General features: G+C 60.1%; 22 protein-coding genes, 1 tRNA gene and 2 pseudogenes. 13 read left to right on the top strand and 12 right to left on the bottom strand.

Going from position 1 to position 20,469, the window contains the following annotated elements:
- Window positions 1-8: 8 nt before the first annotated feature.
- The 6 genes from fdxH (at window position 9) to WS70_RS27515 (ending at window position 6,170) form a co-directional block, all read left to right on the top strand.
- Window positions 9-923, top strand: a complete 915-nt coding sequence (gene fdxH / locus WS70_RS27540) for a formate dehydrogenase subunit beta (RefSeq protein ID WP_059596619.1) — start codon at window positions 9-11, stop codon at window positions 921-923.
- Window positions 920-1,546, top strand: a complete 627-nt coding sequence (locus WS70_RS27535) for a formate dehydrogenase subunit gamma (protein WP_059472878.1) — start codon at window positions 920-922, stop codon at window positions 1,544-1,546. Before fdxH ends, WS70_RS27535 begins: the two co-directional genes overlap by 4 nt.
- Window positions 1,547-1,692: 146 nt before the next feature.
- Window positions 1,693-2,652: a formate dehydrogenase accessory protein FdhE gene (fdhE, locus tag WS70_RS27530; RefSeq protein WP_059596618.1), complete on the top strand. Its 960-nt coding sequence runs from the start codon at window positions 1,693-1,695 to the stop codon at window positions 2,650-2,652.
- A complete protein-coding gene (gene selA / locus WS70_RS27525) occupies window positions 2,649-4,091 on the top strand; it encodes an L-seryl-tRNA(Sec) selenium transferase (protein WP_059596617.1) in 1,443 nt (480 codons plus the stop codon). Before fdhE ends, selA begins: the two co-directional genes overlap by 4 nt.
- Entirely contained in the window at window positions 4,088-6,010 is a 1,923-nt protein-coding gene (gene selB, locus WS70_RS27520; RefSeq protein WP_059596622.1) for a selenocysteine-specific translation elongation factor, read from the top strand. The genes selA and selB overlap by 4 nt, the downstream gene beginning before the upstream one ends.
- 64 nt (window positions 6,011-6,074) lie before the next feature.
- Window positions 6,075-6,170 (top strand) — tRNA-Sec (locus WS70_RS27515).
- Window positions 6,171-6,307: 137 nt separating this feature from the next.
- Here the strand turns inward: WS70_RS27515 and WS70_RS27510 are convergent.
- The 4 genes from WS70_RS27510 to WS70_RS33940 form a co-directional block, all read right to left on the bottom strand.
- The gene (locus tag WS70_RS27510) at window positions 6,308-7,279 is read right to left on the bottom strand and encodes a phytanoyl-CoA dioxygenase family protein (RefSeq protein ID WP_082722157.1); all 972 of its coding nucleotides are present in this window, start codon (window positions 7,277-7,279) and stop codon (window positions 6,308-6,310) included.
- Window positions 7,272-7,430, bottom strand: a complete 159-nt coding sequence (locus WS70_RS31985) for a hypothetical protein (protein ID WP_159082984.1) — start codon at window positions 7,428-7,430, stop codon at window positions 7,272-7,274. The genes WS70_RS27510 and WS70_RS31985 overlap by 8 nt, the downstream gene beginning before the upstream one ends.
- A 285-nt stretch (window positions 7,431-7,715) precedes the next feature.
- Window positions 7,716-7,862, bottom strand: a complete 147-nt coding sequence (locus WS70_RS33945) for a hypothetical protein (RefSeq protein ID WP_156438111.1) — start codon at window positions 7,860-7,862, stop codon at window positions 7,716-7,718.
- Window positions 7,863-7,900: 38 nt separating this feature from the next.
- Window positions 7,901-8,167 carry an IS110 family transposase gene (locus WS70_RS33940; protein WP_059597471.1) on the bottom strand — a complete coding sequence of 89 codons (267 nt, stop codon included), beginning with the start codon at window positions 8,165-8,167 and terminating at the stop codon, window positions 7,901-7,903.
- Window positions 8,168-8,356: 189 nt separating this feature from the next.
- Between WS70_RS33940 and WS70_RS33935 the strand changes: the two are divergent.
- Window positions 8,357-8,479 (top strand): annotated as a pseudogene (locus WS70_RS33935) (lysozyme); the annotation flags it as partial.
- A gap of 297 nt (window positions 8,480-8,776) precedes the next feature.
- On the opposite strand, the gene WS70_RS27495 reads toward WS70_RS33935, so the two are convergent.
- The gene (locus WS70_RS27495; RefSeq protein ID WP_082722295.1) at window positions 8,777-9,184 is read right to left on the bottom strand and encodes a VOC family protein; all 408 of its coding nucleotides are present in this window, start codon (window positions 9,182-9,184) and stop codon (window positions 8,777-8,779) included.
- Between the two features lie 202 nt (window positions 9,185-9,386).
- Here WS70_RS27495 and WS70_RS27490 point away from each other — a divergent pair, with 202 nt between their 5' ends.
- Window positions 9,387-9,923 (top strand): SOS response-associated peptidase, encoded by a 537-nt coding sequence (locus tag WS70_RS27490; RefSeq protein ID WP_082722294.1) that lies wholly within the window; start codon window positions 9,387-9,389, stop codon window positions 9,921-9,923.
- A gap of 274 nt (window positions 9,924-10,197) precedes the next feature.
- Here WS70_RS27490 and WS70_RS33275 read toward each other — a convergent pair whose 3' ends face one another.
- On the bottom strand, window positions 10,198-10,716 hold the full coding sequence (locus WS70_RS33275; RefSeq protein ID WP_226382871.1) for a hypothetical protein: 519 nt from the start codon (window positions 10,714-10,716) through the stop codon (window positions 10,198-10,200).
- 398 nt (window positions 10,717-11,114) lie between these two features.
- On the opposite strand from WS70_RS33275, the gene WS70_RS27475 reads away from it, so the two are divergent.
- A complete protein-coding gene (locus tag WS70_RS27475; RefSeq protein WP_059472883.1) occupies window positions 11,115-11,444 on the top strand; it encodes a hypothetical protein in 330 nt (109 codons plus the stop codon).
- On the opposite strand, the gene WS70_RS27470 is transcribed toward WS70_RS27475, so the two are convergent.
- Window positions 11,441-11,854, bottom strand: a complete 414-nt coding sequence (locus WS70_RS27470; protein ID WP_059472884.1) for an ASCH domain-containing protein — start codon at window positions 11,852-11,854, stop codon at window positions 11,441-11,443. The two genes, WS70_RS27475 and WS70_RS27470, sit on opposite strands and share 4 nt — an antisense overlap.
- 128 nt (window positions 11,855-11,982) lie before the next feature.
- Between WS70_RS27470 and WS70_RS27465 the strand changes: the two genes are divergently transcribed.
- Entirely contained in the window at window positions 11,983-12,252 is a 270-nt protein-coding gene (locus WS70_RS27465) for a BrnT family toxin (protein WP_059472885.1), read from the top strand.
- Window positions 12,236-12,520: a BrnA antitoxin family protein gene (locus WS70_RS27460; RefSeq protein WP_059472886.1), complete on the top strand. Its 285-nt coding sequence runs from the start codon at window positions 12,236-12,238 to the stop codon at window positions 12,518-12,520. The genes WS70_RS27465 and WS70_RS27460 overlap by 17 nt, the downstream gene beginning before the upstream one ends.
- A gap of 233 nt (window positions 12,521-12,753) precedes the next feature.
- Here WS70_RS27460 and WS70_RS27450 read toward each other — a convergent pair whose 3' ends face one another.
- A complete protein-coding gene (locus WS70_RS27450) occupies window positions 12,754-13,212 on the bottom strand; it encodes an avidin/streptavidin family protein (RefSeq protein ID WP_162499003.1) in 459 nt (152 codons plus the stop codon).
- Window positions 13,213-13,955: 743 nt separating this feature from the next.
- On the opposite strand from WS70_RS27450, the gene WS70_RS31980 reads away from it, so the two are divergent.
- Window positions 13,956-14,243, top strand: a complete 288-nt coding sequence (locus tag WS70_RS31980) for a hypothetical protein (protein ID WP_156438324.1) — start codon at window positions 13,956-13,958, stop codon at window positions 14,241-14,243.
- A 779-nt stretch (window positions 14,244-15,022) separates the two neighbouring features.
- On the opposite strand, the gene WS70_RS27435 is transcribed toward WS70_RS31980, so the two are convergent.
- Window positions 15,023-15,514 carry a hypothetical protein gene (locus WS70_RS27435; RefSeq protein ID WP_059472888.1) on the bottom strand — a complete coding sequence of 164 codons (492 nt, stop codon included), beginning with the start codon at window positions 15,512-15,514 and terminating at the stop codon, window positions 15,023-15,025.
- Here WS70_RS27435 and WS70_RS32220 point away from each other — a divergent pair.
- Window positions 15,467-15,853, top strand: a complete 387-nt coding sequence (locus WS70_RS32220; protein ID WP_162499002.1) for a hypothetical protein — start codon at window positions 15,467-15,469, stop codon at window positions 15,851-15,853. The genes WS70_RS27435 and WS70_RS32220 overlap by 48 nt on opposite strands.
- Before the next feature lie 18 nt (window positions 15,854-15,871).
- Here the strand turns inward: WS70_RS32220 and WS70_RS27430 are convergent.
- From WS70_RS27430 to WS70_RS27420, 3 genes and pseudogenes are all read right to left on the bottom strand, one after another.
- Window positions 15,872-16,066 (bottom strand): annotated as a pseudogene (locus WS70_RS27430) (helix-turn-helix domain-containing protein); the annotation flags it as partial.
- 210 nt (window positions 16,067-16,276) lie between these two features.
- Window positions 16,277-18,670, bottom strand: a complete 2,394-nt coding sequence (locus tag WS70_RS27425) for a sensor histidine kinase (protein WP_059472940.1) — start codon at window positions 18,668-18,670, stop codon at window positions 16,277-16,279.
- A complete protein-coding gene (locus WS70_RS27420; RefSeq protein ID WP_059597467.1) occupies window positions 18,663-19,496 on the bottom strand; it encodes a response regulator transcription factor in 834 nt (277 codons plus the stop codon). The genes WS70_RS27425 and WS70_RS27420 overlap by 8 nt, the downstream gene beginning before the upstream one ends.
- Window positions 19,497-20,469: the final 973 nt, after the last annotated feature.

Here is a 20,469-nt window from a genome sequence, read left to right as displayed (position 1 = left end):
GGGAAGAGATGGCATTGCAATCGCTGGATATCAAGCGCGTCTCCGCCACCACGACGCCGCCGCCCACCGCGCGCGAGCCGTCGACGGGCGGCGTCGCGAAGCTGATCGACGTATCGAAGTGCATCGGCTGCAAGGCGTGTCAGACGGCCTGCATGGAGTGGAACGATTTGCGCGACGAAGTCGGCACGAACGTCGGCGTGTACGACAACCCGGCCGACCTGACCGAGCACTCGTGGACGGTGATGCGCTTCTCCGAATACGAGAACCCGGCGGGCGACCTCGAATGGCTGATCCGCAAGGACGGCTGCATGCACTGCGAGGACCCGGGCTGCCTGAAGGCGTGTCCGTCGCCGGGCGCGATCGTTCAGTACAACAACGGGATCGTCGATTTCCACGAGGAGAACTGCATCGGCTGCGGCTACTGCGTGACCGGCTGCCCGTTCAACATCCCGCGGATCTCGAAGAAGGACAATCGCGCGTACAAGTGCACGCTGTGCTCCGATCGCGTCGCGGTCGGCCAGGAGCCCGCATGCGTGAAGACCTGTCCGACGGGCGCGATCGTGTTCGGCACGAAGGACGACATGAAGCAGCACGCGGCCGAGCGGATCGCCGATCTGAAGGGGCGCGGCTTCGAGCATGCGGGGCTGTACGACCCGGCGGGCGTCGGCGGCACGCACGTGATGTACGTGCTGCACCACGCGGACAAGCCGTCGCTGTATCACGGCCTGCCCGACGACCCGTCGATCAGTCCGATGGTGAAGCTGTGGAAGGGCATCGCGAAGCCGCTCGCGGTCGCGGGCATCGCATTGTCCGCGCTCGCCGGCTTCTTCCACTACACGCGCGTCGGCCCGAACGAAGTGACGGAAGACGACGAGGCCGCCGCCCGCGACGAAGCGCGACGCATCAAGGAGGACGCGAAATGAAGCATGACGACCCCAACCTGATCGTCCGCTACACGGCGAACGAGCGCTCGAACCACTGGATCACCGCGATCTCGTTCGTGCTGCTCGCGCTGTCCGGGCTCGCGCTGTTTCATCCGTCGATGTTCTGGATGACGGCGCTGTTCGGCGGCGGGCAATGGACGCGGATCCTCCATCCGTTCGTCGGCCTCGTGATGTTCGTGTCGTTCGCGGTGATGGTCGTGCGCTACTGGCGCCACAACCTGCTCGACGCGGGCGACCGCCAGTGGCTCACGCAGATCGACGACGTGCTCGCGAACCGCGAGGACAAGCTGCCGGAAGTCGGCCGCTATAACGCGGGGCAGAAGCTGCTATTCTTCGCGATGGTGGCGTGTCTGCTGTTGCTGCTCGTCTCCGGGATCGTGATCTGGCGGCGTTATTTCTCGTTCTACTTCCCGATCGGCGTGATTCGCGCGGCGGCCGTCGTGCATGCGGTCGCGGCGCTCGTGCTGATCGTCGGCATCGTCGTGCACGTGTACGCGGCGCTGTGGGTGAAGGGCTCGATCGGCGCGATGGTGCGCGGCACCGTGACCGTCGGCTGGGCGAGAAAGCACCATCCGAAGTGGTTTCGCGAGAGCGTGAAGTAACGACGCATCGCACATGCCGACGCAGCGCGCGGACGGTCCGCGCCTCGCGCCGCCCGCCGGGCCGTCCACGCGGCCGGCGGGCGGGCGAGCGGCAGACGGAACAAAAAGCGCCGACGATTCGGCGCTTGTTTTTTTAGGGCACTCACGTGACTGACGCAACCCAACGTATTCTCGAACCGAGCGAAATCGCGTCGCTCGATCAATCGGCCATTCCGCGCGTGCGGATGCCCGAGCGCGGCATCGTGTTCGCCGCGCGCGCCGCGCGGCTGCGCAAGCTCGCCGACCTGAACCCGATCGCCGGCTATCTGCGGCTGATGGCGGTCGTCGCCGATGCGCAGCACGAATTGCTGCAGGCATTCGACGCGAACGCGCCCGCGAATGAATCGATCGAGCAGGCGCAGCGCCATTCGATGCCGCTCGCGCCGGCGCTCGGCGGCGAGCGCGACCCGCGCTGGCGCGACGTGCTGCAAGGCCTGCTCGACCGCATCGAAAGCGCGGGCCTCGTGAATCCGCCGCTCGCGAAGCTGATCGACGGGCTGCGCCTGCGCGCGGGCGCCGAGCTCGACGCGCAGGCCGACGCGCTGCTCGCGCAGCGCTTCGCCGAAATCGAGCCGGCGTCGGCGCCGTTCCTGATGGCCGCGCTGCAGGTCGTGTGGACCGCGCTCGCGAGCCGCATTTCGCCCGCCGACGTCCCGTATCTCGAGCAGCCCGGCCTGTGCCCCGTGTGCGGCGCGCAGCCGGTCGCGAGCATCGTGCGCGTCGGCGGCCCGTATCAGGGCTACCGCTTCCTCCAGTGCGGGCTGTGCTCGACCGAGTGGCACATGGTCCGCACGAAGTGCTCGCATTGCGATTCGACGAAGGGCATCGCGTATCACGGGATCGAAGGCGGCAGCGAAGCGATCAAGGCCGAATCGTGCGACGAGTGCCATACGTATCGCAAGATCGGCTATCAGGACAAGGATTACGACGTCGAGCCGCTCGCGGACGATCTCGCGAGCCTCACGCTCGATCTGCTGATGGGCGAGGCGGGCTACCGGCGCGCGTCGCCGAATCCGCTGCTGTGGCCGGATCTGCCGGCCGAATCCGCAGGAGACGACCGGACGTGAGCGAACCCGGCGCGAACGAGCTGAACGTGCTGCTGGCGCGCGTGCCGTCGGTCGAGCGCGTGCTGTCGTCGGACGAGATGAGGCCGCTCGTCGACGAGTACGGGCGCACGCGCGCGCTCGCCGCGGTGCGCGCGTCGCTCGACGCGTGGCGCGACGCCGCGCGGCGCGATCCGGCCGCGGCCGAGACGCTCGACGATGCGCGGATCGCCGCCGACGTGCGCGCGCGGCTCGCGGCCGACGCCGCGGGCGCGATCCGCGCGGTGTTCAACCTGACGGGCACCGTGCTGCACACGAATCTCGGCCGCGCACTGCTGCCGGACGAAGCGGTGCGCGCGGTCGTGCAGGCGCTCACGCAGCCGATGAATCTCGAATTCGATCTCGCGACCGGCCGCCGCGGCGATCGCGACGATCTGATCGACGATCTCATTTGCGAGTTGACGGGCGCGGAGGCGGCGACCGTCGTCAACAACAATGCGGCCGCGGTGCTGCTCGCGCTGTCCGCGCTCGCACCGAAGCAGGAAGTGATCGTGTCGCGCGGCGAGCTCGTCGAGATCGGCGGCGCGTTCCGCATCCCCGACATCATGAGTCGCGCGGGCGCGAAGCTGCGCGAGGTCGGCACGACGAACCGCACGCATCTCGCGGACTACGCGGAAGCGATCGGACCGCGCACCGCGCTCCTGATGAAGGTGCATTGCAGCAACTACGCAATCAGCGGCTTCACGAAGGAAGTGACATTGCAGGAACTCGCGCCGCTCGCGCGCGAGCGCGGGCTGCCCGTGGCCGTCGATCTCGGCAGCGGCACGCTCGTCGACCTGACGCGCTGGGGGCTGCCGAAGGAGACGACGGTGCGCGAGACGGTCGAAGCGGGTGCCGATCTCGTCACGTTCAGCGGCGACAAGCTGCTCGGCGGCCCGCAGGCGGGCCTGATCGTCGGCCGGCGCGACCTGATCGGGAAGATCAAGCGGCATCCGCTGAAGCGCGCGCTGCGCGTCGGCAAGCTGACGCTCGCGGCGCTCGAGCCGGTGCTGCGCCTGTACCAGGCGCCGGAATTCCTGCGCGAGCGGCTGACGACGCTGCGGCTCCTGACGCGTCCGCAGGCGGACATCGCGGCGGCGGCCGAGCGCGTGCGCCCGGCGCTGCAACGCGCGATCGGCGCGGCGTTCGTCGTGAACGTCGAGCCGATGTTCAGCCAGATCGGCAGTGGCGCGCTGCCCGTCGATCAACTGCCGAGCTGCGGCGTCGTCGTGCGCGCGGCCGACGGCAAGCGCAGCGGCCGCGCGCTCGCGCAGCTCGAGAAACGCCTGCGCGGCTGGCCGCGCCCGGTGCTCGGCCGCGTCGCCGACGACGCACTGCGGCTCGACCTGCGCTGCCTCGAAGCGGACGATGAGACCGCGTTCGTCGCGCAATGCGCGCAAGCGTCGACGGATACGCACGCATGATCGTCGGAACCGCGGGCCACATTGATCACGGGAAGACGACGCTCGTGCGCGCGCTGACGGGCGTCGACACCGATCGGCTGAAGGAAGAGAAGGCGCGCGGCATCTCGATCGAGCTCGGCTATGCATATACGCCGCTGCCGAACGGCGACGTGCTCGGCTTCATCGACGTGCCCGGCCACGAGAAGCTCGTCCATACGATGGCGGCGGGCGCGTGCGGGATCGACTTCGCGCTCGTCGTGATCGCCGCCGACGACGGCGTGATGCCGCAAACGCGCGAGCATCTCGCGATCCTGCAATTGCTCGGCGTCGCGCACGGCGCGGTCGCGCTGACGAAATGCGATCGCGTCGATGTGGCGCGCATCGCGCAGGTGCGCGACGAGATCCGCGCGTGGCTCGCGACGTCGCCGCTCGCCGATGCGCCGATCGTCGAGACGCGCGCGACCGAGCCCGATGACGTGGGTGTCGCCGCGCTGAACGCGCATCTGCGCGACACTGCGCTTGCGTGGCGCGCGCGGCGCGACGACGGCCTGTTCCGGCTCGCGGTCGATCGCGTGTTCACGCTCGCGGGGCAAGGCACCGTCGTGACGGGCACCGCGTTCGCGGGGCGCGTGGGCGTCGGCGATACGCTCGCCGTCGCGCGCACAGGCGAATCCGTGCGCGTGCGCAGCATCCATGCGCAGAACCGCGCGACCGACGTTGGCCACGCGGGCGAGCGCTGCGCGCTGAACCTCGCGGGCATCGACAAGGCGGCGCTCGCGCGCGGCGACGCGATCGTCGACGCGCGGCTCGCGACGCTGTCGCCGCGCCTCGACGTCGAGCTGACGCTGACGGCGGACGCCGATCTGACGATCTCGCACTGGACGCCGCTGCACGTGCATCTCGGCACGCTGCACCGGGTTGCGCACGTCGCGCTGCTCGAAGGCGATACGCTCGGGCCGAGCCAGCGCGCGCGCGCGCAGTTGAATTTCACGGAGCCGGTGTTCGCGGCGCCGGGCGACCGCTTCATCGTGCGCAACGCGCAGGCGACGCGCACGGTGGGCGGCGGGCGCGTGCTCGATCCGTTCGGACCGGCGCGCAAGCGGCGCACGAGCGCGCGCCGCGCGTGGCTCGACGCGCTCGCGACATGGCTCGACGAAGGCCGGCTCGACGCATTGCTCGACGAAGCGCCGCTCGGTGTCACGCGCGCGATGCTGATGCATCTGACCGGCTTGCCATCGGGCGCGCTTGCGCTGCCCGCCGATGCGGTGAACATTGCCGCGCCGGGCAAGCATGCGGACGACGCGCGCGTCGTCGCGCGCGGGCATTGGGATGCGCTGCGCACGCGCGTGCTCGACGCGCTCGCGACGTTCCACCAGCGTTCGCCGGACGAGCAGGGGCCCGATGTCGCGCGGCTGCGCCGGATCGCGGCGCCGCTCGCGGACGATGCGTTGTGGCGCGCGCTGACCGATGCGTTGATCGCCGAAGGCGCGATCGCGCGCAGCGGGCCGTGGCTGCATCTGCCGTCGCACGCGGTGAGCTTCGATGCGAGCGAGGAGGCGCTGGCTGGGCGCTTGCTGCCGCTCGTCGCGGCGGGGCGCTACGATCCGCCCTGGGTGCGGGATCTCGCGACGACGACGGGCGTTGCGGAAGATGCGGTGCGCGCGCTGCTGCGCAAGCTTGCGCGGCGCGGCGACGTGCATCAGGTCGTGCGCGACCTGTTCTACCATCGCGACGTGATCGCGCAGCTCGCGCGGTTGATCTCGCAGCTCGTGCATGAGCACGGCGGCGCGCTCGACGCGGCGACGTTTCGCGACGCGACGGGCCTCGGCCGCAAGCGCGCGATTCAAATCCTCGAATTCTTCGATCGCGTTGGGTATACTCGCTTCCAGCGCGATCTTCACTGGTTGCGCGCCGACAGTCGGTTGCTCGGCTCGCCATAGTTCTCAATCGTTCGCGACGATTCTCGACGGGACCGCGTACGCGGTTTCCGCTCTCGTTTTCGCAGGAAGGCATCCGTATCCGGTGGTGCGGCTGGGCTTCAAACCCAGTTGGTGCGGTCAGCCCGCGCTAGGTAGGTTCGACTCCTGCTGCCTTCCGCCACTTAAGACTCTCGCAGTTTCTCGTTTACTCCCGCTCACTACCATCAAAGCCTTGTCCGGCGCGGCTTTGGGGGGCAGCGCTCTTGGCTGGACGACGGACGATAATGAAACATACTATCCGCCGTCCATTGGGTGAGATCAGCTGAGAATATGCTTCAGCGAATGGAGAAGCCCTTTTTTAGGCGTTTGCTTCTCTGCATTTTCAGGCCGATGAAATTCGCTCACCGGGAAGGACTCCTGGTGCGCGAAGTTCACTTCCGTATGTTTGACACGATGAGCGCCGTCGATTTCTTCGTACCACCAGGGGGCATCGATGGGGGCTTCGGCATTCGGATTAAAGAACTTGTCCTGGTGATACACCGGTACACCGACAGGTGTGGTGTGCATGACAAGGCTGAACCGGCTCTTGGCCAAATTGGCGATGGGGCCGCCACCGTGAGGCAACTGCGGGTGCCAGATGACAGTGTCGCCTGCTTCGACGCAAAGGGATTCGATTTGCAGGCCGGCATCTTCACAACGCCGCACGACTTCGCTCTGGTAGTCAACCCAGAGGTCATTTGATGTCGGCGGAATTTCTTCAAGCGTTTTGAATCTTCCCAATGCGATCTTTTCGCGATCGAGCTCCGGTATTTTGTGGCCGCCGCGATAAACCTGTAGTGCACCGTTTTCAAGATCGGCGTCTTCAAGGGCCACCCAAACACCGAAATAAAAGTACTCAGGCTTAGTAGAAAAAACTGGGGTGTCTCGATGGGGTGTTTGTGCAGAGCCGCGCTCGTAGAAGAGCGATGTATAAAGACTTGGTGTCGCATCGAAAAGCGCTTGCTGGACGCGGTAGGCTGTGTGATTTTTCGAAAACAATTCAAAGAGTTCTGGCATCGCCGCATGCAAATTCACGATGCGCGGATAGTGCCCATCGGAATCAATAAATTTCTTGAATTTTTCTGGGTTCAATCGCGCGAACTCTTTGAACTGATTCACCAGAAACGTACAACGCTCCTTTGAGATAGAGCTACGAATTACCGTGAAGCCGTGCTCGATGATGTTCTGGGCATGATGTCTTACATCTGCATCCAAACCGGCAAGCTTAGCCTCAACTTGCGAGTCATCCATGAACCAAGGGCGCGACTTGGACTTTACCGAATTTTCGATTTGCATAGGTCTGTTGTGAGATTGTTTCGGGTGCTGATTTGGCCTGCGCCGATGTTATCACCATTGTCTGGACACGAATATTTTCACCGCCGCCTTCGAGCGGCTTTTTCATGTGCGCCCAGCATGGGCGCACTTATATGGACGCCTCCCGGTTTGCCAGGTGATATTCGTGTTCGGCGGACAGGATCAGGCTGCAGACTTATATCCGGCCTACGGTGCGGATGTCGGTCCGCTGGCCCTGATGGAATTTGCTGGGGAAGGCCTCAACTCCTGGAAGTCCTCGAAGGACCTACGCCCATTCAGGCTTGCTTGCCCACGGTCCGACCTGTTTTGCCATCACGCGTACATCAACCTGCGCAACCTATTGGCGACCCATTCCCTATAGTGAGTTGAACAATTACGCAGCTCGCGCCGCGTCGCTGGTTTCGTACGTCCGATCGTGAGCAAGAAGCGCCCAGATCGTGCGCGCGATTTTGTTCGCCAGAGCGACGACCACCACGTTGAACGGTCGTCGCGCGAGCAGTCGTTGCAGCGCTTCGCTCAAATGCTTAGCGCGTGCGAGCACGGCGCGCGCACCGTGAATCAGCAAAGTACGCATGTAGATGTCGCCGCGCTCATGCCAAGCAGTTTTACTCGGCCACCCGTGCCGCTTTGTCGCGGCACCAGACCCAGGAATGCCGCAAATTCGCGCCCAGAGCGAAACATGCAGGCATCGCCGATTGTGGCCACGGCGGCGGTGGCGCTAAGCAGGCCGACGCCGGGGATGGCTATGAGGCGCGTGGCCGCTTCGTTTTGTCGCTGCCAAACAGTCAATCTGCGTTCGATTTCGGCGATGTCCTTCGTGAGCATGCCGATGCGATGCAATTGCTCGCGCAGGGTATCGATCACCATAGCCGGCAGCGTGTCGGCCAGTTGCGTGAGCGCCTGTTCAGCTTCTCGGAGGCTATGTCGACCGGCCGACACGGCAACGCCGAATTCGTAGAACCGCCCGGTGCGGACCCGCATGCCGGGTGGTGTGGGAGGGGATCGGCTAGGTCACTGGCCGCCCCTATCCCGATTTCCATCGTCCCGAAGTTCGAATGGACGAAGCTGGTCGGCTATCTCGACCCGGTCGGCATCCCGACGAAGTGCATGGGCGACACGACGAACGTCGTCGTTGGTCATCCAATCATGCAGCACATGCACCGCTTGGGCGATGAGAAACGTTCCGTCGTCATTCTGCGGCCGGCCGATTACGATGAATGGCTGCATACGAAGAAAATCGAAGCCGCACAAGCGATGCTGCAGCTCTACGCGGCCGATGCGATGGTGGCTGACTCTGCGCCCATGTGAACCGGCGCGAAGAAATCAAGTCGGTGTGGCGGCACATCCGAGCGTGCCGCCGCTGTTATGCGTTTAGAGGATTGTTGGTATGAGTTGAATTGGTTTGTGCGTTAATGCACTAAAACGGAGTGCCGGTTAATAACCAATCTTTTCCGCGCGCGGTTGAGAGGCAGGGTTCTGGCGAAGACCCAGTAAATTTCCGTCCGGATCTTTGAAGAAACACAGTTTCACGCCGTCGCCTACATCGCTTATGTTGTCGACGGGAACCTTGTTCTCAATGAGCTGTTGGCGCGCGCCATCAATGTCATTGACCACGAACGTAAGCACGGCGCCGCCCGTTCCGACCTTTGAACTGTCTAAATTGAGTCCGATAGCAACTCGCTTGAGATCGGGGAGATTAAATTGTCTCCATGATCGAGCGTCGTAACGACTATCCGGGACCAGGCCAAGATTTTTTTGATACCAATTGGCGCTTGCGTCGAGATTGGAGACATTGATTTTTGAAACAAAAGCATATTCTTTTGCAAAATTATCCAAAAGCATGATTATTTCCTATTGGTTATTGGTGGAAATGCGATCCCGTTCGCTCAAGATGAAGGGAATCGTTGAATATTGTATGATTTTAATTTTTTAATTCAACCTATGAATAATGGTAGCTGTCAAGTGTGAGTGTATTTTAATTTGAGGGTCTGATATTTTAATAATTCATTTTGGGTTGATGGTGTGCTTATAAAAATATGAGAGTATGCAACCCGAGATCTGGCCAGATTGTGCGGCACCGATCGTGCGCGCGGCCGGCGATGGTGCAGCGGCCGTGATCCCGAAGGCGCACCAGCCGCCGGGAAAGAAGTATCTGACGGTCAACGCGCGCGCCGAGACAGTGGGTGAGAAGCCGGCATACCGTGCGGCGTGGTGCGCTGGCCAGCGCAGCCTGATCCTGGCACGATGGATCTATGAGCCGAACTGGGAGACCAGCAAGCACGTGCGTTATCGCATAGGTCTCGAGAACTGGCGGCCGCTTTGCGTTGCAGGTATATGGCGGGCGTGGAAAGGGGCGGACGGCGATGAAACCCTAGCAATGGCAATGCCGACGGTGAACGCCGACGAGCATCCTTTGATGAAACACATGCACCACCCAGGCGATGAGAAGCGGTCAGTTGTAATCTTGCGGCCAGCCGACTATGACGAGTGGCTGCACGCGAAGAACGTCGACGCCGCGCGCACGATGCTGCAGTTCTATCCGGCCGACGAGATGGCGGCCGAGTCAGTATCGAAAGAGTAGGGCTGATGCAATTGTGGGTAGGGTTGTGGGTAGCTGCTCGCGGCGACAGCGAAATCCTTACCTAGCAACGCTGCCGCGGCCGTTTCAGGAGTCTGCTGCCTTCCGCCACAAGGCTTTGCGGCAGATTGGATGAACCCCATTCGGCGATTATTCGCCCTACGATGGGGGTTTTTCTGCCCGATCCTTGTTGCGCCGATCTTTTTCACCGCGTCGGCGAGTTTGTCGGTCACCAGATGGGCGTACCGTTTGGATTTCCACGGAGCGATCGTGAACATCACTCGGCGCGCAGTGACCGCGATACGGGAATGGATCGGAACGATTCTCGGTCGCCCATTTTTTTCGTCCCCAGCGAAAATCCATTCTTGGTTGGCTTCGCCCGCAGGATCTCGTTGAATCGCATCCCCGAGTAGAAGGCCGCCCGAATGGCTGCGCGAGCCTGCCGATTTGGGCACGCACGCGCGATCTCCAGCATTTCTCGACGGCCTTTGTACACGTGACGCTCGTCGCTGGCCTGGGGGATCACCATTCCGACGGAAGTCGCCGACGCCGATTTTTTGTGATGGTTTCGATTGGCATGATGCGAGGTGTCGGTAGAGGGAATCGAGGTCGTAGACGTCAGTTTTATGACCGAGACGGAAGCGCTGGATAACGTTGCAATCTTTGTCGATGCGGCTGATGTTCCGATATGGGGCGTCAAGGATATCGGCGCGACGAGGCACGTCGGCATGTCGATAATGCGCCCTTGTGATTCGAAGATACTTCGCTTTGCTATATTTATTTGATTGATCCCCATCAGTGCCTGTTCCAAACAGTCAAAAGCCAACGGAGACGCATCATGTCGTCATGCGTTTACTTGTCCGCGTTGGGCGTGCCAGTATTGTTTTCGGGCTGTATCGCCCTCGATCGGTTTTACACGCGAGAGAATGGCGCGTCCCAGCTCGAACTGTCTCGCACAATTGAAGGTAAGATTTATACGTTCGCTGGCGCTATTTCGGAGAGCGTTATTGCTTCCGCAAGTGCTCCTGCAAGTGCTCCTTGGGAGCTGACCAGCGCTTGAGGGGAACGATATATTTTGATGTATCGATACGTCGAAAGGTGAAACTACGCGGAAGCCATGTTACACGAGGCTTCTTCGCCCAGCAGGCAAGAGCTATATAACTGCTAGCATAAAGATCCACAACGGAGGCCGATATGTCTCGCGAGTCCGAATGGTTGGATTTCATACTGCATGACGATTTTCCATCAGACGTAGAGTTTCTGGAAGGGAATCGGAGTAACCATGTCATCGTCAGATGGCAGGTCGCAGATCGAGACGATTCGCTGCGTCGCAATACGCCGATGGTGATCGTGATCGATGTCGGCGCGATCAATCGCCATGAAACCAGCGATGTGATCGAGCAGACCAGAATCGAGAAACGCATACGCGAGATCGTCGCGGTGCGCATGGTGCAGTACGATCCGCTTGGCCCAGTCGATGTCCCTGAACCCTTCGTGATCCAGATCGATGAAGGGGATCTTTAGTATCCGAACAACTTTGCGAACTCGACGACCCAGACCCACGGATTCGCATTCCATTCGAAGCCGCGCGAGGCGTTGAGGCTATTCCAGAGGCATGGGAACGACTTGCGCGCGCTTTCGGTGCCCTCGCCGTTGCCGTACTCGTAGGCGCTTGCAAACATCCCCTCCGCCTCTGCGTCGTTCTCGGTGATGTCCCGCAGCCGCTCGACGCGCACGCTTGTGACTGCGAGCGTGATGCGGGACGTTGCGCGCGGCATGTGGATCGACGGCCGCGATGTCCAGTACTTTCCTTCCGGCGACTTCTCGCCGTCCGGCTCATGCGGATCATCGAAGTAGTCGGCGCGATGGAAGATCTCGCAATCTGGCTCGTATGGCCCGAGCGGGAAGTTTGAGTGCTGCCACGTCTTGCGCACCCGTATGCCAGCAGGCGAAGTGCTTGATTCTTGGGCCGCTAAAGCGCCGCGGATTGCTGAAGTGTTCCGAAATAGTGTGGTTACAAAAACCCCTGCATTCGATGATTATCGTAACTACACTAATTCAAATGGATATCGCTTTCGACCCGGCCAAGAACGAAACGAACGTTGCCAAGCATGGGGTTTCGTTGGCGTTTGCGGCGCAGCTGGATTGGGCGGATGTGTTGTCCTACGTGGATGCCCGACGCGACTACGATGAAGTTCGCGAGGTCGGGTTCGGTGTGATCGGCGATCGCTTTTACTGCATGATGTTCAAGCAGCGTCGCGACTCAATGCACATCATCAGCATTCGCAAGGCGAACAAGTGGGAGGCCAAGAGCTATGTCGAGCAACCGTAAGATCGTCATGCCGACGGACGGCGAAGATGCGGCAATCAACCGCGGCATCGCGGCCGACTCCGACACGTTCGAAGTGCCGGCAGAGGACTTTGCGAAGATGGCGCGTCGAGATAAGCGCGGCCGTCCGCCGCTTGAGGCTCCAAAGATGCAATTGACCGTGCGCTACGACATCGACATCGTCGACGCCTTCAAGGCGACAGGCGAAGGTTGGCAGACGCGCATGAACGACGCGCTGCGTGAATGGTTGAAGGAACATCAGCCGGCGTAGTCCTCATTCGATGACGTAATTGAAAAGGGGTTGTAAACCGCATCGTGTTTCTCTATATTGATGACATCGGGCGCAGGGTGCGCCCAAACGAAGCCCTGAGTGCGAAAGCCTCGGGGCTTACTTATGCAGTTCAGCCTGCGCCCCGCGCCGATTTTTCGGTAGCGGGGCGTTTTCTTTTTAGGTCCAGATGCTGGTACGCAAGCAAGTTCACGAAACTATCGGATGGCGTTCCCTTATTGCGAGCCAATTGGCTGGAAAATATCCTGCCCCACATTGATGTGCTTCCACGAATATTGGGCGAAAGCATTTGAGTAGTAGTAAAGCGCTGTGATCGTCGGCACGTTGTTCGTTACTCGGCAAAGCCCCGACCACGTCGTAATGCTGTTGTAGCGGGCCGCGGCATTGTTCCAATTTACGGAAAACGTGACCAATGTCACTTGATCTAGGCCGTTATTCGTAGGTGGCGCTGCATAGAACCAGCCAGAAAGCGAAAAAGTCTGTCCGGTTGTTCCAGAGGGGGAAACGTACGTGCCGGTAATGGCTCCAGTCCCATTGATGGAAGTGATCTTCATGGTCGAGCCCAATTCATTGAGCCATGAGCCGGATGGGTTCTGGCAATTCGGTGGAGTGTCAGCCCACGCGGGTGACGCGAGAATCCCCAGCATAGCGAGCGATGCGAGCATCTTTTTCATTTTCAGTTCCTTCTTTGTGATAGTGCGGATCTCTTGTATTGGCCGAGCCATGCTATGGCTGACCTCACACCCAATCCGACACGCATATTGCGCGAGCTCGACTGATGATGTCTGGTGTCGGCGATCATCTTTTTAATAAGCTTGGTCGAGCGGGTGTTGTATTTGTGTGATTGGTTTGTTAAAAAATCACGCGCAGAATGAAGCTTGAATTGAATTTAACTATTTAATCGCTAAATTAATTGATTTTCATATTCGATGTGCGGAAATGGCAAAAATTCAGCATAGGTTGAAAGGTCATGTTTGGCAAGTGTGCAATTTGATCGAGAGCGAATTCTGAAATCAATGTGGTAGTTTTTATGGGGACGGCATGGCGTCGAATTTTAACGTTGTCAGATAAGTAAGAGTTAAATTAATAAGAGGCCGATCGATGTGTCTTCGATTTTTTTGATCGTGTCTTGATGACTGATGCTGATTAAGTGAAAAATCCGTCCCAGTGGTGATAGATACGCCAATAGAAAGCGAAGTCCGTAAGGTGAAAGCCCGCAGGCTTGCATTGGGGCGTAGAAATGCGAATGGAATCTGCGAACGCCGGCCTGAGCGAATTGTGGGCAGTGTGGGATGAGGATCGGGGCTGTGGCGTCACCGCGCGTTGCACCGTTCAAGACAGCTTACTGGATCAGATCGTGCGGGGCCGAGACGCGCGAAGCGAGGATTCGGCTCGGGGAACTAACGTTTGAGTGAGCATGCGTGTGACCTGCCTGATTTCTTCGAGCCATTTCAATCCTGGGGACCGCTCCCATTTTCTTACACAGTCTCTGCCTGTAGAGAGTTGCATCGGCCGGCTGTTCACCTCGCACGAAAGTCAATTTGTCCGGACCCGTTCGCATCAGCACCTGCTCGATCGTAACGGCTTTTTGCGGATTGTCGGGATCGGTGGTGAGGATGGTGCAACGTACTCTCGCCGGACCCGCCGGCATCCTGAATTCCTCATGGCTGATCAAGCTGCCCTGCGCGTCGACGGCGGCGGATGAGACAGTGGGTTCTTGTCTGGCACAAACAAGGGGGCAACCAAAGCGGCAAGCAACGTGACGACCAGAAGTTTCTTCATGTAATCGCGTTCACGATGGTGGATTGGCTCGCCTGTATCGAGGTGGCAATGCATCGCAAACTCGCGGCATCGCATTTGACCGGCATTGATTACTTGCCCATGTAAAAGACATCACGTTAATGTCCTGATATACGGCAAGAAACTGGCATTTCGCGGCCTCGTTTAGGTCTGGCGAGTGTAGATGGAGTGGCAGGGCGTCGCGAGAAATTTGTATTACTTTTTTGTCTGGAATGGCGCGTGAGTGAATGGCGGGGAATGGCTATTGTGAATAAAATAACTGACTAGTTTTTGGGTTTTGGAAACGAAATAAGGCCGCCAATCAAATTGCCTTTGATGAGAATCGCTCCACGCATTAACCGCCGGAATCGCTCGGTATCTTTTCAGCCGGATATTTCCTGAACCGGCGATGCGCGGTCGTCCGCATTTCGCTTATCCGCTCCGCTTTGCAGGCTTCTGCACCTGATTGGATAGAGGCGAGCGTGTGCGCGGCCCTGGAATCGGCCGATGGCCATCGGGCGGGTGCTTTGAGGCGCACGCGATGATTTCCCGATGCGATCAGCGCCGATTTCCGATGTCGTTCTGGAAAATCGACGGCGCCGGCGACATTGCATCGCCGGCGCGTCATCGGTCACTGCTCATCGCGTCCGAAGGTTTCTTGAAGTGATCGAGTGCCTTTCGAACGTTGAGGATCCGGTCGCGCGATCAGAGCAGCAATTGGCGGATCGTCGCGTCGGCCACGGAGACGGCGCTTTCGGGATCGTGAGGGAGGCCGTAGCTGTAGGCGGCATACCCGGTTTTCGATCCGACGGGAATCACCGCGTTGAGGTTGAAAATGACCTGGAGTTGAGGGCCGATGCCCCAGCGCGGATTCCAGTGCAGATTGGGATACCCGACCAGGCTGAATTGAAGGGTTCTGACCAGAAAATTCGGATCGTTTTGCTTCGAAATGGGCGGGACGTATCCGTAATCGCCGTGGATGATGAGATCGACGAAATCCGAGGTGACTTTCGGCGGCTTGACCTTGCCCCAGACGACTCGGCCGAACCCGGAAATGCGGTGATTGGCGTCGTCGAACTGCAGCTTGAGCTCGACGGCCGGGGTCGAGACGGACGACGGATTCACTTCTCCGCCGGTCACGCTGTAAATGTGATGAAGGATCTGCGGCAGGATTTCTTCTTCGGTGGTCGTGGCCATGATGCGAACTCCTTTCTTGAAGGTGATGACGGCGGTCGTGCCGATTTGGCGCTTTCGATCGCGCCATGTGTAAACCCGCTGCAGACGGGCTATGCTCCGATTCGTGAAATGAGCGGCGTCTTGAATGGATGGATGTTGATTAAAATCGCATTTTATGAATTTATTTTCTGTTTTATTGAGATGGTCTTGCTTTCTAATTTTTATGAGATGGGCGTATGTTGTGCTGAATGTGTGCTTGTTGGATTAATCATAGCTTGGAATGGCAGGTGTTCGAAACTACAATTTTTTGTAGTTTCGTTTGGAAAATATTTAAAGAAAGTCAATTTCGAGATGGGATGAGAGGGGGTGTTTGGCAGCCGATTTCAGGGGGGGCTGCTCCGGGGAAATCGCCTGCAGTGCAGCCTTTCCGCCCCGATCGTTCAGTTCCTTGAACCGGTAGACGCTGTCGCGCGAGTACCTCATCACGCGACAGGCCTGGCTGACGTTTCCGAGTTGCCGGGCCAGCTCGAGCGTGCCGACCTTGGCACGGATGACTTTCTGTTCCTGAGTCATGGCGGATTCCCTGCTGTTCGCGGCGCACATCGCCTCCACGGGCTACGCCCTCCGCGCCAATGTGCGCGAGCATGAGAAACCAACCACTGTCAGATTTAGTCTGGTTCACTGCAATTCAAGCGTTACCCCGTGTCTGGTTTTCGCGGGGGCCAGCCCAGGGCGCTTGTCCGCGCTTCGACGCGTCGCAGCGGCGTGGGACTCATGAGTGAATCATTGCGGACATTCGTCTTCAGCAGGATCGCTCGCGCCGGCCTCCGTTACCGGTGAAGGCCCGGCCGCTTCCGGCTCGTCGTCGACCGACGAACCGGCGTTGCCCGCGCGTTTGAGCGAGCCGACCAGCATCTCGATTCCATGAAGATCCAGCACGTCGAGATACTCTCGCACATCCTGGACGAACGCGGCGTAGCCGGAGTCGCCCACATGTTGAGCGAGCCATTCCTCGACATCAGTGAGGCGACCCTCCCTGGCCAACCGTGTGAGTTCGTCGAGTGCATGGGCGGGTGGGTGGCGCGTCGTGCGCGATGCGATCGCCCGTACGGCCTCAGCCTTGGTGCGAACCGGACGCAGGAGCTCCGACGGCGGCACGAGCGTGTGCCCGATGGCCGGCGCGACGGTCTGGAATGAAAACGACGTGCCGACGCCCGGCTTGCTGGAGACGACCAGCTCGCCCTGCATCGCCCTGACGATACGCTGCGCGATGAACAGGCCGAGCCCGGTGCTCCCGTTGACGGACTGGACCTGCTGATACGCGCGGAAAATATCGGACGTCCGGGTTATGTCGATCCCGATACCTGTATCGGCGACCTCGAAGACCATACGGTACGCGTCCTCGTCCCGGAACGCGTGGACCGACAGCGTCACCGTGCCGTTGCGCGTGAATTTCGACGCATTGGACAACAGGTTGAGCAGAACCTGCTGGAGGCGGGTGCCGTCGATCGACAGTGTTTTGGGCAGCGGCGTCAGCGGCCGATAGGCGAATCGATTGTGCTGCTGCGCGCATAACGCCATCGCATAGCTGCCGATGTCGTCCAGGAGACCGGGCAGATCGGTCGCGTCCGGAGCAATGCCGAGCGGCTGCAACTCGGCCTTCGTATAGGCGAGCAATTCGTCGATGAGCGTGAGCTGGTAGCGGATGCTTCGATCGATCGACTGGATCAGCCGGGTCTGGCTGCGCGTCGCGCTTTGCAACAGGAGCTTCGCGTATCCGTTGATCGTGGAAAGTGGCGCGCGCAGATCGTGGCTGACGTAGCCGAGCGTCTCGATCTTCTGCTGCATGCTGGTCTTCACTTGCTGCAATGCTTCGTTCAATGCAACCGTGCGTTTTTCGACTTCTTCCCGCAGGCGATCCTGTTCGGTGAGCTGCCAATGTTCGAGCCGTTTCCTCGCCTCGGTGCGCTGACGGCCCACGTGGTCGATCCATGCGGCCAGGACGAGCAGGTGCGTGGCGAGACCGATGATGGCGATCACCGGGTTGGGGTAGATGTCGGACTTCAGCCACGACAGCGCCGACGGTATTGCGTCCAGCCCGTCGAGCATGCGTATCAGGATATTGAAGCTCGCAAACGTGACCGCGATCAGCATCACGCGGCCCGTCGGCGTTCTGCGTATCGCGAGCGTTAGCGCAATGCCGATGTTCACGATCGACAGCACGGTGTTCAGTCGCAGGCAGAACCACGTGAAGGTGAGCAGATCGCCGAACGCAGCGCCGGCCATCCCGACGCATTCGAGGCAGAGGATCGTCACGTAGACCGCGCGCATCGGGATTCTGGCCTTCTCGCCGCGCGCGACCTTCAGGATGAAGACGATGAAGAGCGCCACGGCCAGGTAGGCGAAGATCACCTCGCTGCGCGCCGACCATTCCGTGGCGCCGGGCCACAGATACATCCCCTTATAGCCGCGGGTCGCTGCTTCGAACAGCGTCGTGCTCAGGCCCATCGCCGCCAGCACGTGGAACACGCCGTTGCCCGAAAAGAAACCGATCAGCAGTGCGCACCACGCGAGCGCCAGCAGCCCGCCGAAGAAGCCGAAGTTCCACATGGCGGCGCGCATCTCCTGCGCATGCCACGCGTCCTGCGTGAACGCGGCCGGCGCGAGCCGCATTTCCTTGCGCGACGTGACGCGTATCAGCACGGACATGCTTTCGCCCGGAAGCAGCGTCACGTCGAGCGTTGGGTATCGGGCAACTGGCCGGTTCGCGTTGCCGTCGTCGCCGGGAAATCGGCTGCCGAGCGTCCATCGACCGCTCCGGAGCATATGGAAGTCGACCCGGTCGACGCGTGCATCGCGAAGCACCAGCACGAGCGGGCGCGCAGCGCTGTCGCGATTGACCAGCGTCGCGTGGATCCACCATGCCGAGCGGGAAAACGCGATGTTGAACCGCGCGCCGGCTGCCGGCAAGAATCCGTGCTGCGGATCGCCGAACCGCGTCAGCACCTGATCGACGGACATCGTCGCGGTGGCATCCTCGAAGATCGATATCGTTTCTAGGCGCGCCGGGTTTTCGGTCGTCGCTGCTCGCGCGGTCGCGCACGCGAACGCCGCCACCAGCGGAAGAAGCAGCACGACGCGCCATCCCGGCGCGCATGCCGCGTATAGCCTATGCATCGCGCTGCAGTTCGGAAGCCATGCCGCGCGCATCGACCGAACTGTGCTGCCGTCGCCAATCGGACGGCGTGATGCCGAAACGTTCGCGGAATGCCGTCGCGAAATTGCCCTGTGTGGAAAAGCCGATCTCTTCGGCGATGTCGCCTATGCCCATCGACGTCTCGGCGAGAAAGTGCATTGCGGCACGCAAGCGCGTGTCGCGCAGATACTCGAAGACGGTCTGGCCGAGATTGTCGCGGAACACGCGCGACAGGCGCTTTTCGTGCGTGCCGACCAGCCTCGCGAGATCTTCGAGCGCGGGCGGATTGCGCAGGTCGCTCAGCAGGATCTCACTCGCGGCGCGCACCAGCGAGGCATCCAGATTGTCGGGAAGGGCGGGCAGATGCGCAAACGGTCGGCTGCGCACCGCCCTCTTCAGGTGATTGCGGATCCGGGCGATGACTTCGGCTGGCTCGAACGGCTTGACGATGTAGTCGATCGCGCCCGTCTCGAGCCCTGCAATGCGATCTTCGAGGTCACCTGCGGCGGTCAGGATGATGACCGGAATGGTCTGAGTGGATGGCGTCGACGCAAGCAGCCGGCAGGCGGCGAAACCGTTCAGGCGCGGCATGCGGACGTCCATCAGGATCAGGTCCGGAGAGATCGCCTGTGCGCGGTGATATGCCTGCAATCCGTCGAACGCGATGCTGATGCGGCAGCGCGTGACGCGCAGGATCTCGAGCAGGAGCCGGAGCTCGTTCGGGCGATCATCGACGACAAGAATATGTGCGCCACCGAGATCCGGCGCGGCGCGAGGCGACGTCGAACTTGACATGCGTGATGACATGATTGCGAACGAATCGGGAAGGTTGCCTGATCAGATTGTGTGCATCGCCGTGTACGGGCGCGCGATTGTTGCAAAAAATTATAAGCCGATGAAAGGACAGTCTGGGAGGATTCTGTGAGGCACGTCGGCATGTCCGACGGTGCACTGTGTGTTCGTTCCGACATCCTCTTGCGCAAACGGGCGGCGACAGCCGGTTTGAAGGAAAATGGAAAAGGAAAAACATGCCGAATTATTTGTTCTATTCGGTCGTTATTTCCGATTTTCGGGCGTCGGTATCGGGTTTCCACATATATGAGCCTATGTAACTTATGCATCGGTACAGACAATATCGGAGAGATCGTGGGTCCGTCGATTAACCATACTGTCTATTGGGTTGCATCGATATTTCTCGGGTCGTTGTTTTTCATTGAAATAGGAAATAATTGAAAATGTATAAATGTAAATATTGTCCGCTCTGGAAAAGAATTTTTCCGCTCCGCAAAAGATTTGGCCGATCTAATGCTTGCACACTAGATCGGGCGGCGCTGGAATCGGTTCTCTTGGAGAATACAGATTGGATCGGGGATTTCAGCGTTTCGGCATGTTTGTCTTTTCATTTCCAATGGCATATTTCATGCTGAAATTCTCGCGGTATGGGAATGTCAGCATGAATGGATTGGCGGGCATGAGGGTCGTGCAATTTTCATAATTCTCAGAACATATCGATATATAAAGGCGATGGAACGGTTCAAGCCTTGTTCCAGGGCGATATATTCGATCTGAAAAAATTCTTCAAAGAAATTCAATCGATTGATTCACTGTGGGTGTCATTCGGAAAACTACCGATCCTATTCCGGAGATTCGGAAAAATCGGTTGGCAAGCCGATGGCAAATGTGAGTTGCTTCGCGTCAGCGGCCTTGCGGTCCAATCTATCGGAGGCGGTCGCGCGCAGTGCTCAATCGAACCAGGCGGGCACGAAAAATATGAGCACTT

The sequence above is a fragment of the Burkholderia mayonis genome (assembly GCF_001523745.2).
GTDB classification, from domain to species: domain Bacteria; phylum Pseudomonadota; class Gammaproteobacteria; order Burkholderiales; family Burkholderiaceae; genus Burkholderia; species Burkholderia mayonis.
The sequence above is the reverse complement of the archived record's forward strand: the minus strand, read 5'-3'. Positions and strand labels throughout refer to the sequence as shown.

Bases quoted from the DNA above. Each gene is read 5' to 3' on its own strand.
- fdxH (WP_059596619.1), top strand. From the start codon at position 9: ATGGCATTGCAATCGCTGGATATCAAGCGCGTCTCCGCCACCACGACG.
- WS70_RS27535 (WP_059472878.1), top strand. From the start codon at position 920: ATGAAGCATGACGACCCCAACCTGATCGTCCGCTACACGGCGAACGAG.
- selB (WP_059596622.1), top strand. From the start codon at position 4,088: ATGATCGTCGGAACCGCGGGCCACATTGATCACGGGAAGACGACGCTC.
- WS70_RS27510 (WP_082722157.1), bottom strand. From the start codon at position 7,279: ATGGATGACTCGCAAGTTGAGGCTAAGCTTGCCGGTTTGGATGCAGAT.
- WS70_RS31985 (WP_159082984.1), bottom strand. From the start codon at position 7,430: ATGAAAAAGCCGCTCGAAGGCGGCGGTGAAAATATTCGTGTCCAGACA.
- WS70_RS33940 (WP_059597471.1), bottom strand. From the start codon at position 8,167: ATGCTCACGAAGGACATCGCCGAAATCGAACGCAGATTGACTGTTTGG.
- WS70_RS27495 (WP_082722295.1), bottom strand. From the start codon at position 9,184: ATGCTTTTGGATAATTTTGCAAAAGAATATGCTTTTGTTTCAAAAATC.
- WS70_RS27490 (WP_082722294.1), top strand. From the start codon at position 9,387: ATGCAACCCGAGATCTGGCCAGATTGTGCGGCACCGATCGTGCGCGCG.
- WS70_RS33275 (WP_226382871.1), bottom strand. From the start codon at position 10,716: ATGGGGATCAATCAAATAAATATAGCAAAGCGAAGTATCTTCGAATCA.
- WS70_RS27475 (WP_059472883.1), top strand. From the start codon at position 11,115: ATGTCTCGCGAGTCCGAATGGTTGGATTTCATACTGCATGACGATTTT.
- WS70_RS27465 (WP_059472885.1), top strand. From the start codon at position 11,983: ATGGATATCGCTTTCGACCCGGCCAAGAACGAAACGAACGTTGCCAAG.
- WS70_RS27460 (WP_059472886.1), top strand. From the start codon at position 12,236: ATGTCGAGCAACCGTAAGATCGTCATGCCGACGGACGGCGAAGATGCG.
- WS70_RS27450 (WP_162499003.1), bottom strand. From the start codon at position 13,212: ATGAAAAAGATGCTCGCATCGCTCGCTATGCTGGGGATTCTCGCGTCA.
- WS70_RS31980 (WP_156438324.1), top strand. From the start codon at position 13,956: ATGCGTGTGACCTGCCTGATTTCTTCGAGCCATTTCAATCCTGGGGAC.
- WS70_RS27435 (WP_059472888.1), bottom strand. From the start codon at position 15,514: ATGGCCACGACCACCGAAGAAGAAATCCTGCCGCAGATCCTTCATCAC.
- WS70_RS27425 (WP_059472940.1), bottom strand. From the start codon at position 18,670: ATGCATAGGCTATACGCGGCATGCGCGCCGGGATGGCGCGTCGTGCTG.
- WS70_RS27420 (WP_059597467.1), bottom strand. From the start codon at position 19,496: ATGTCATCACGCATGTCAAGTTCGACGTCGCCTCGCGCCGCGCCGGAT.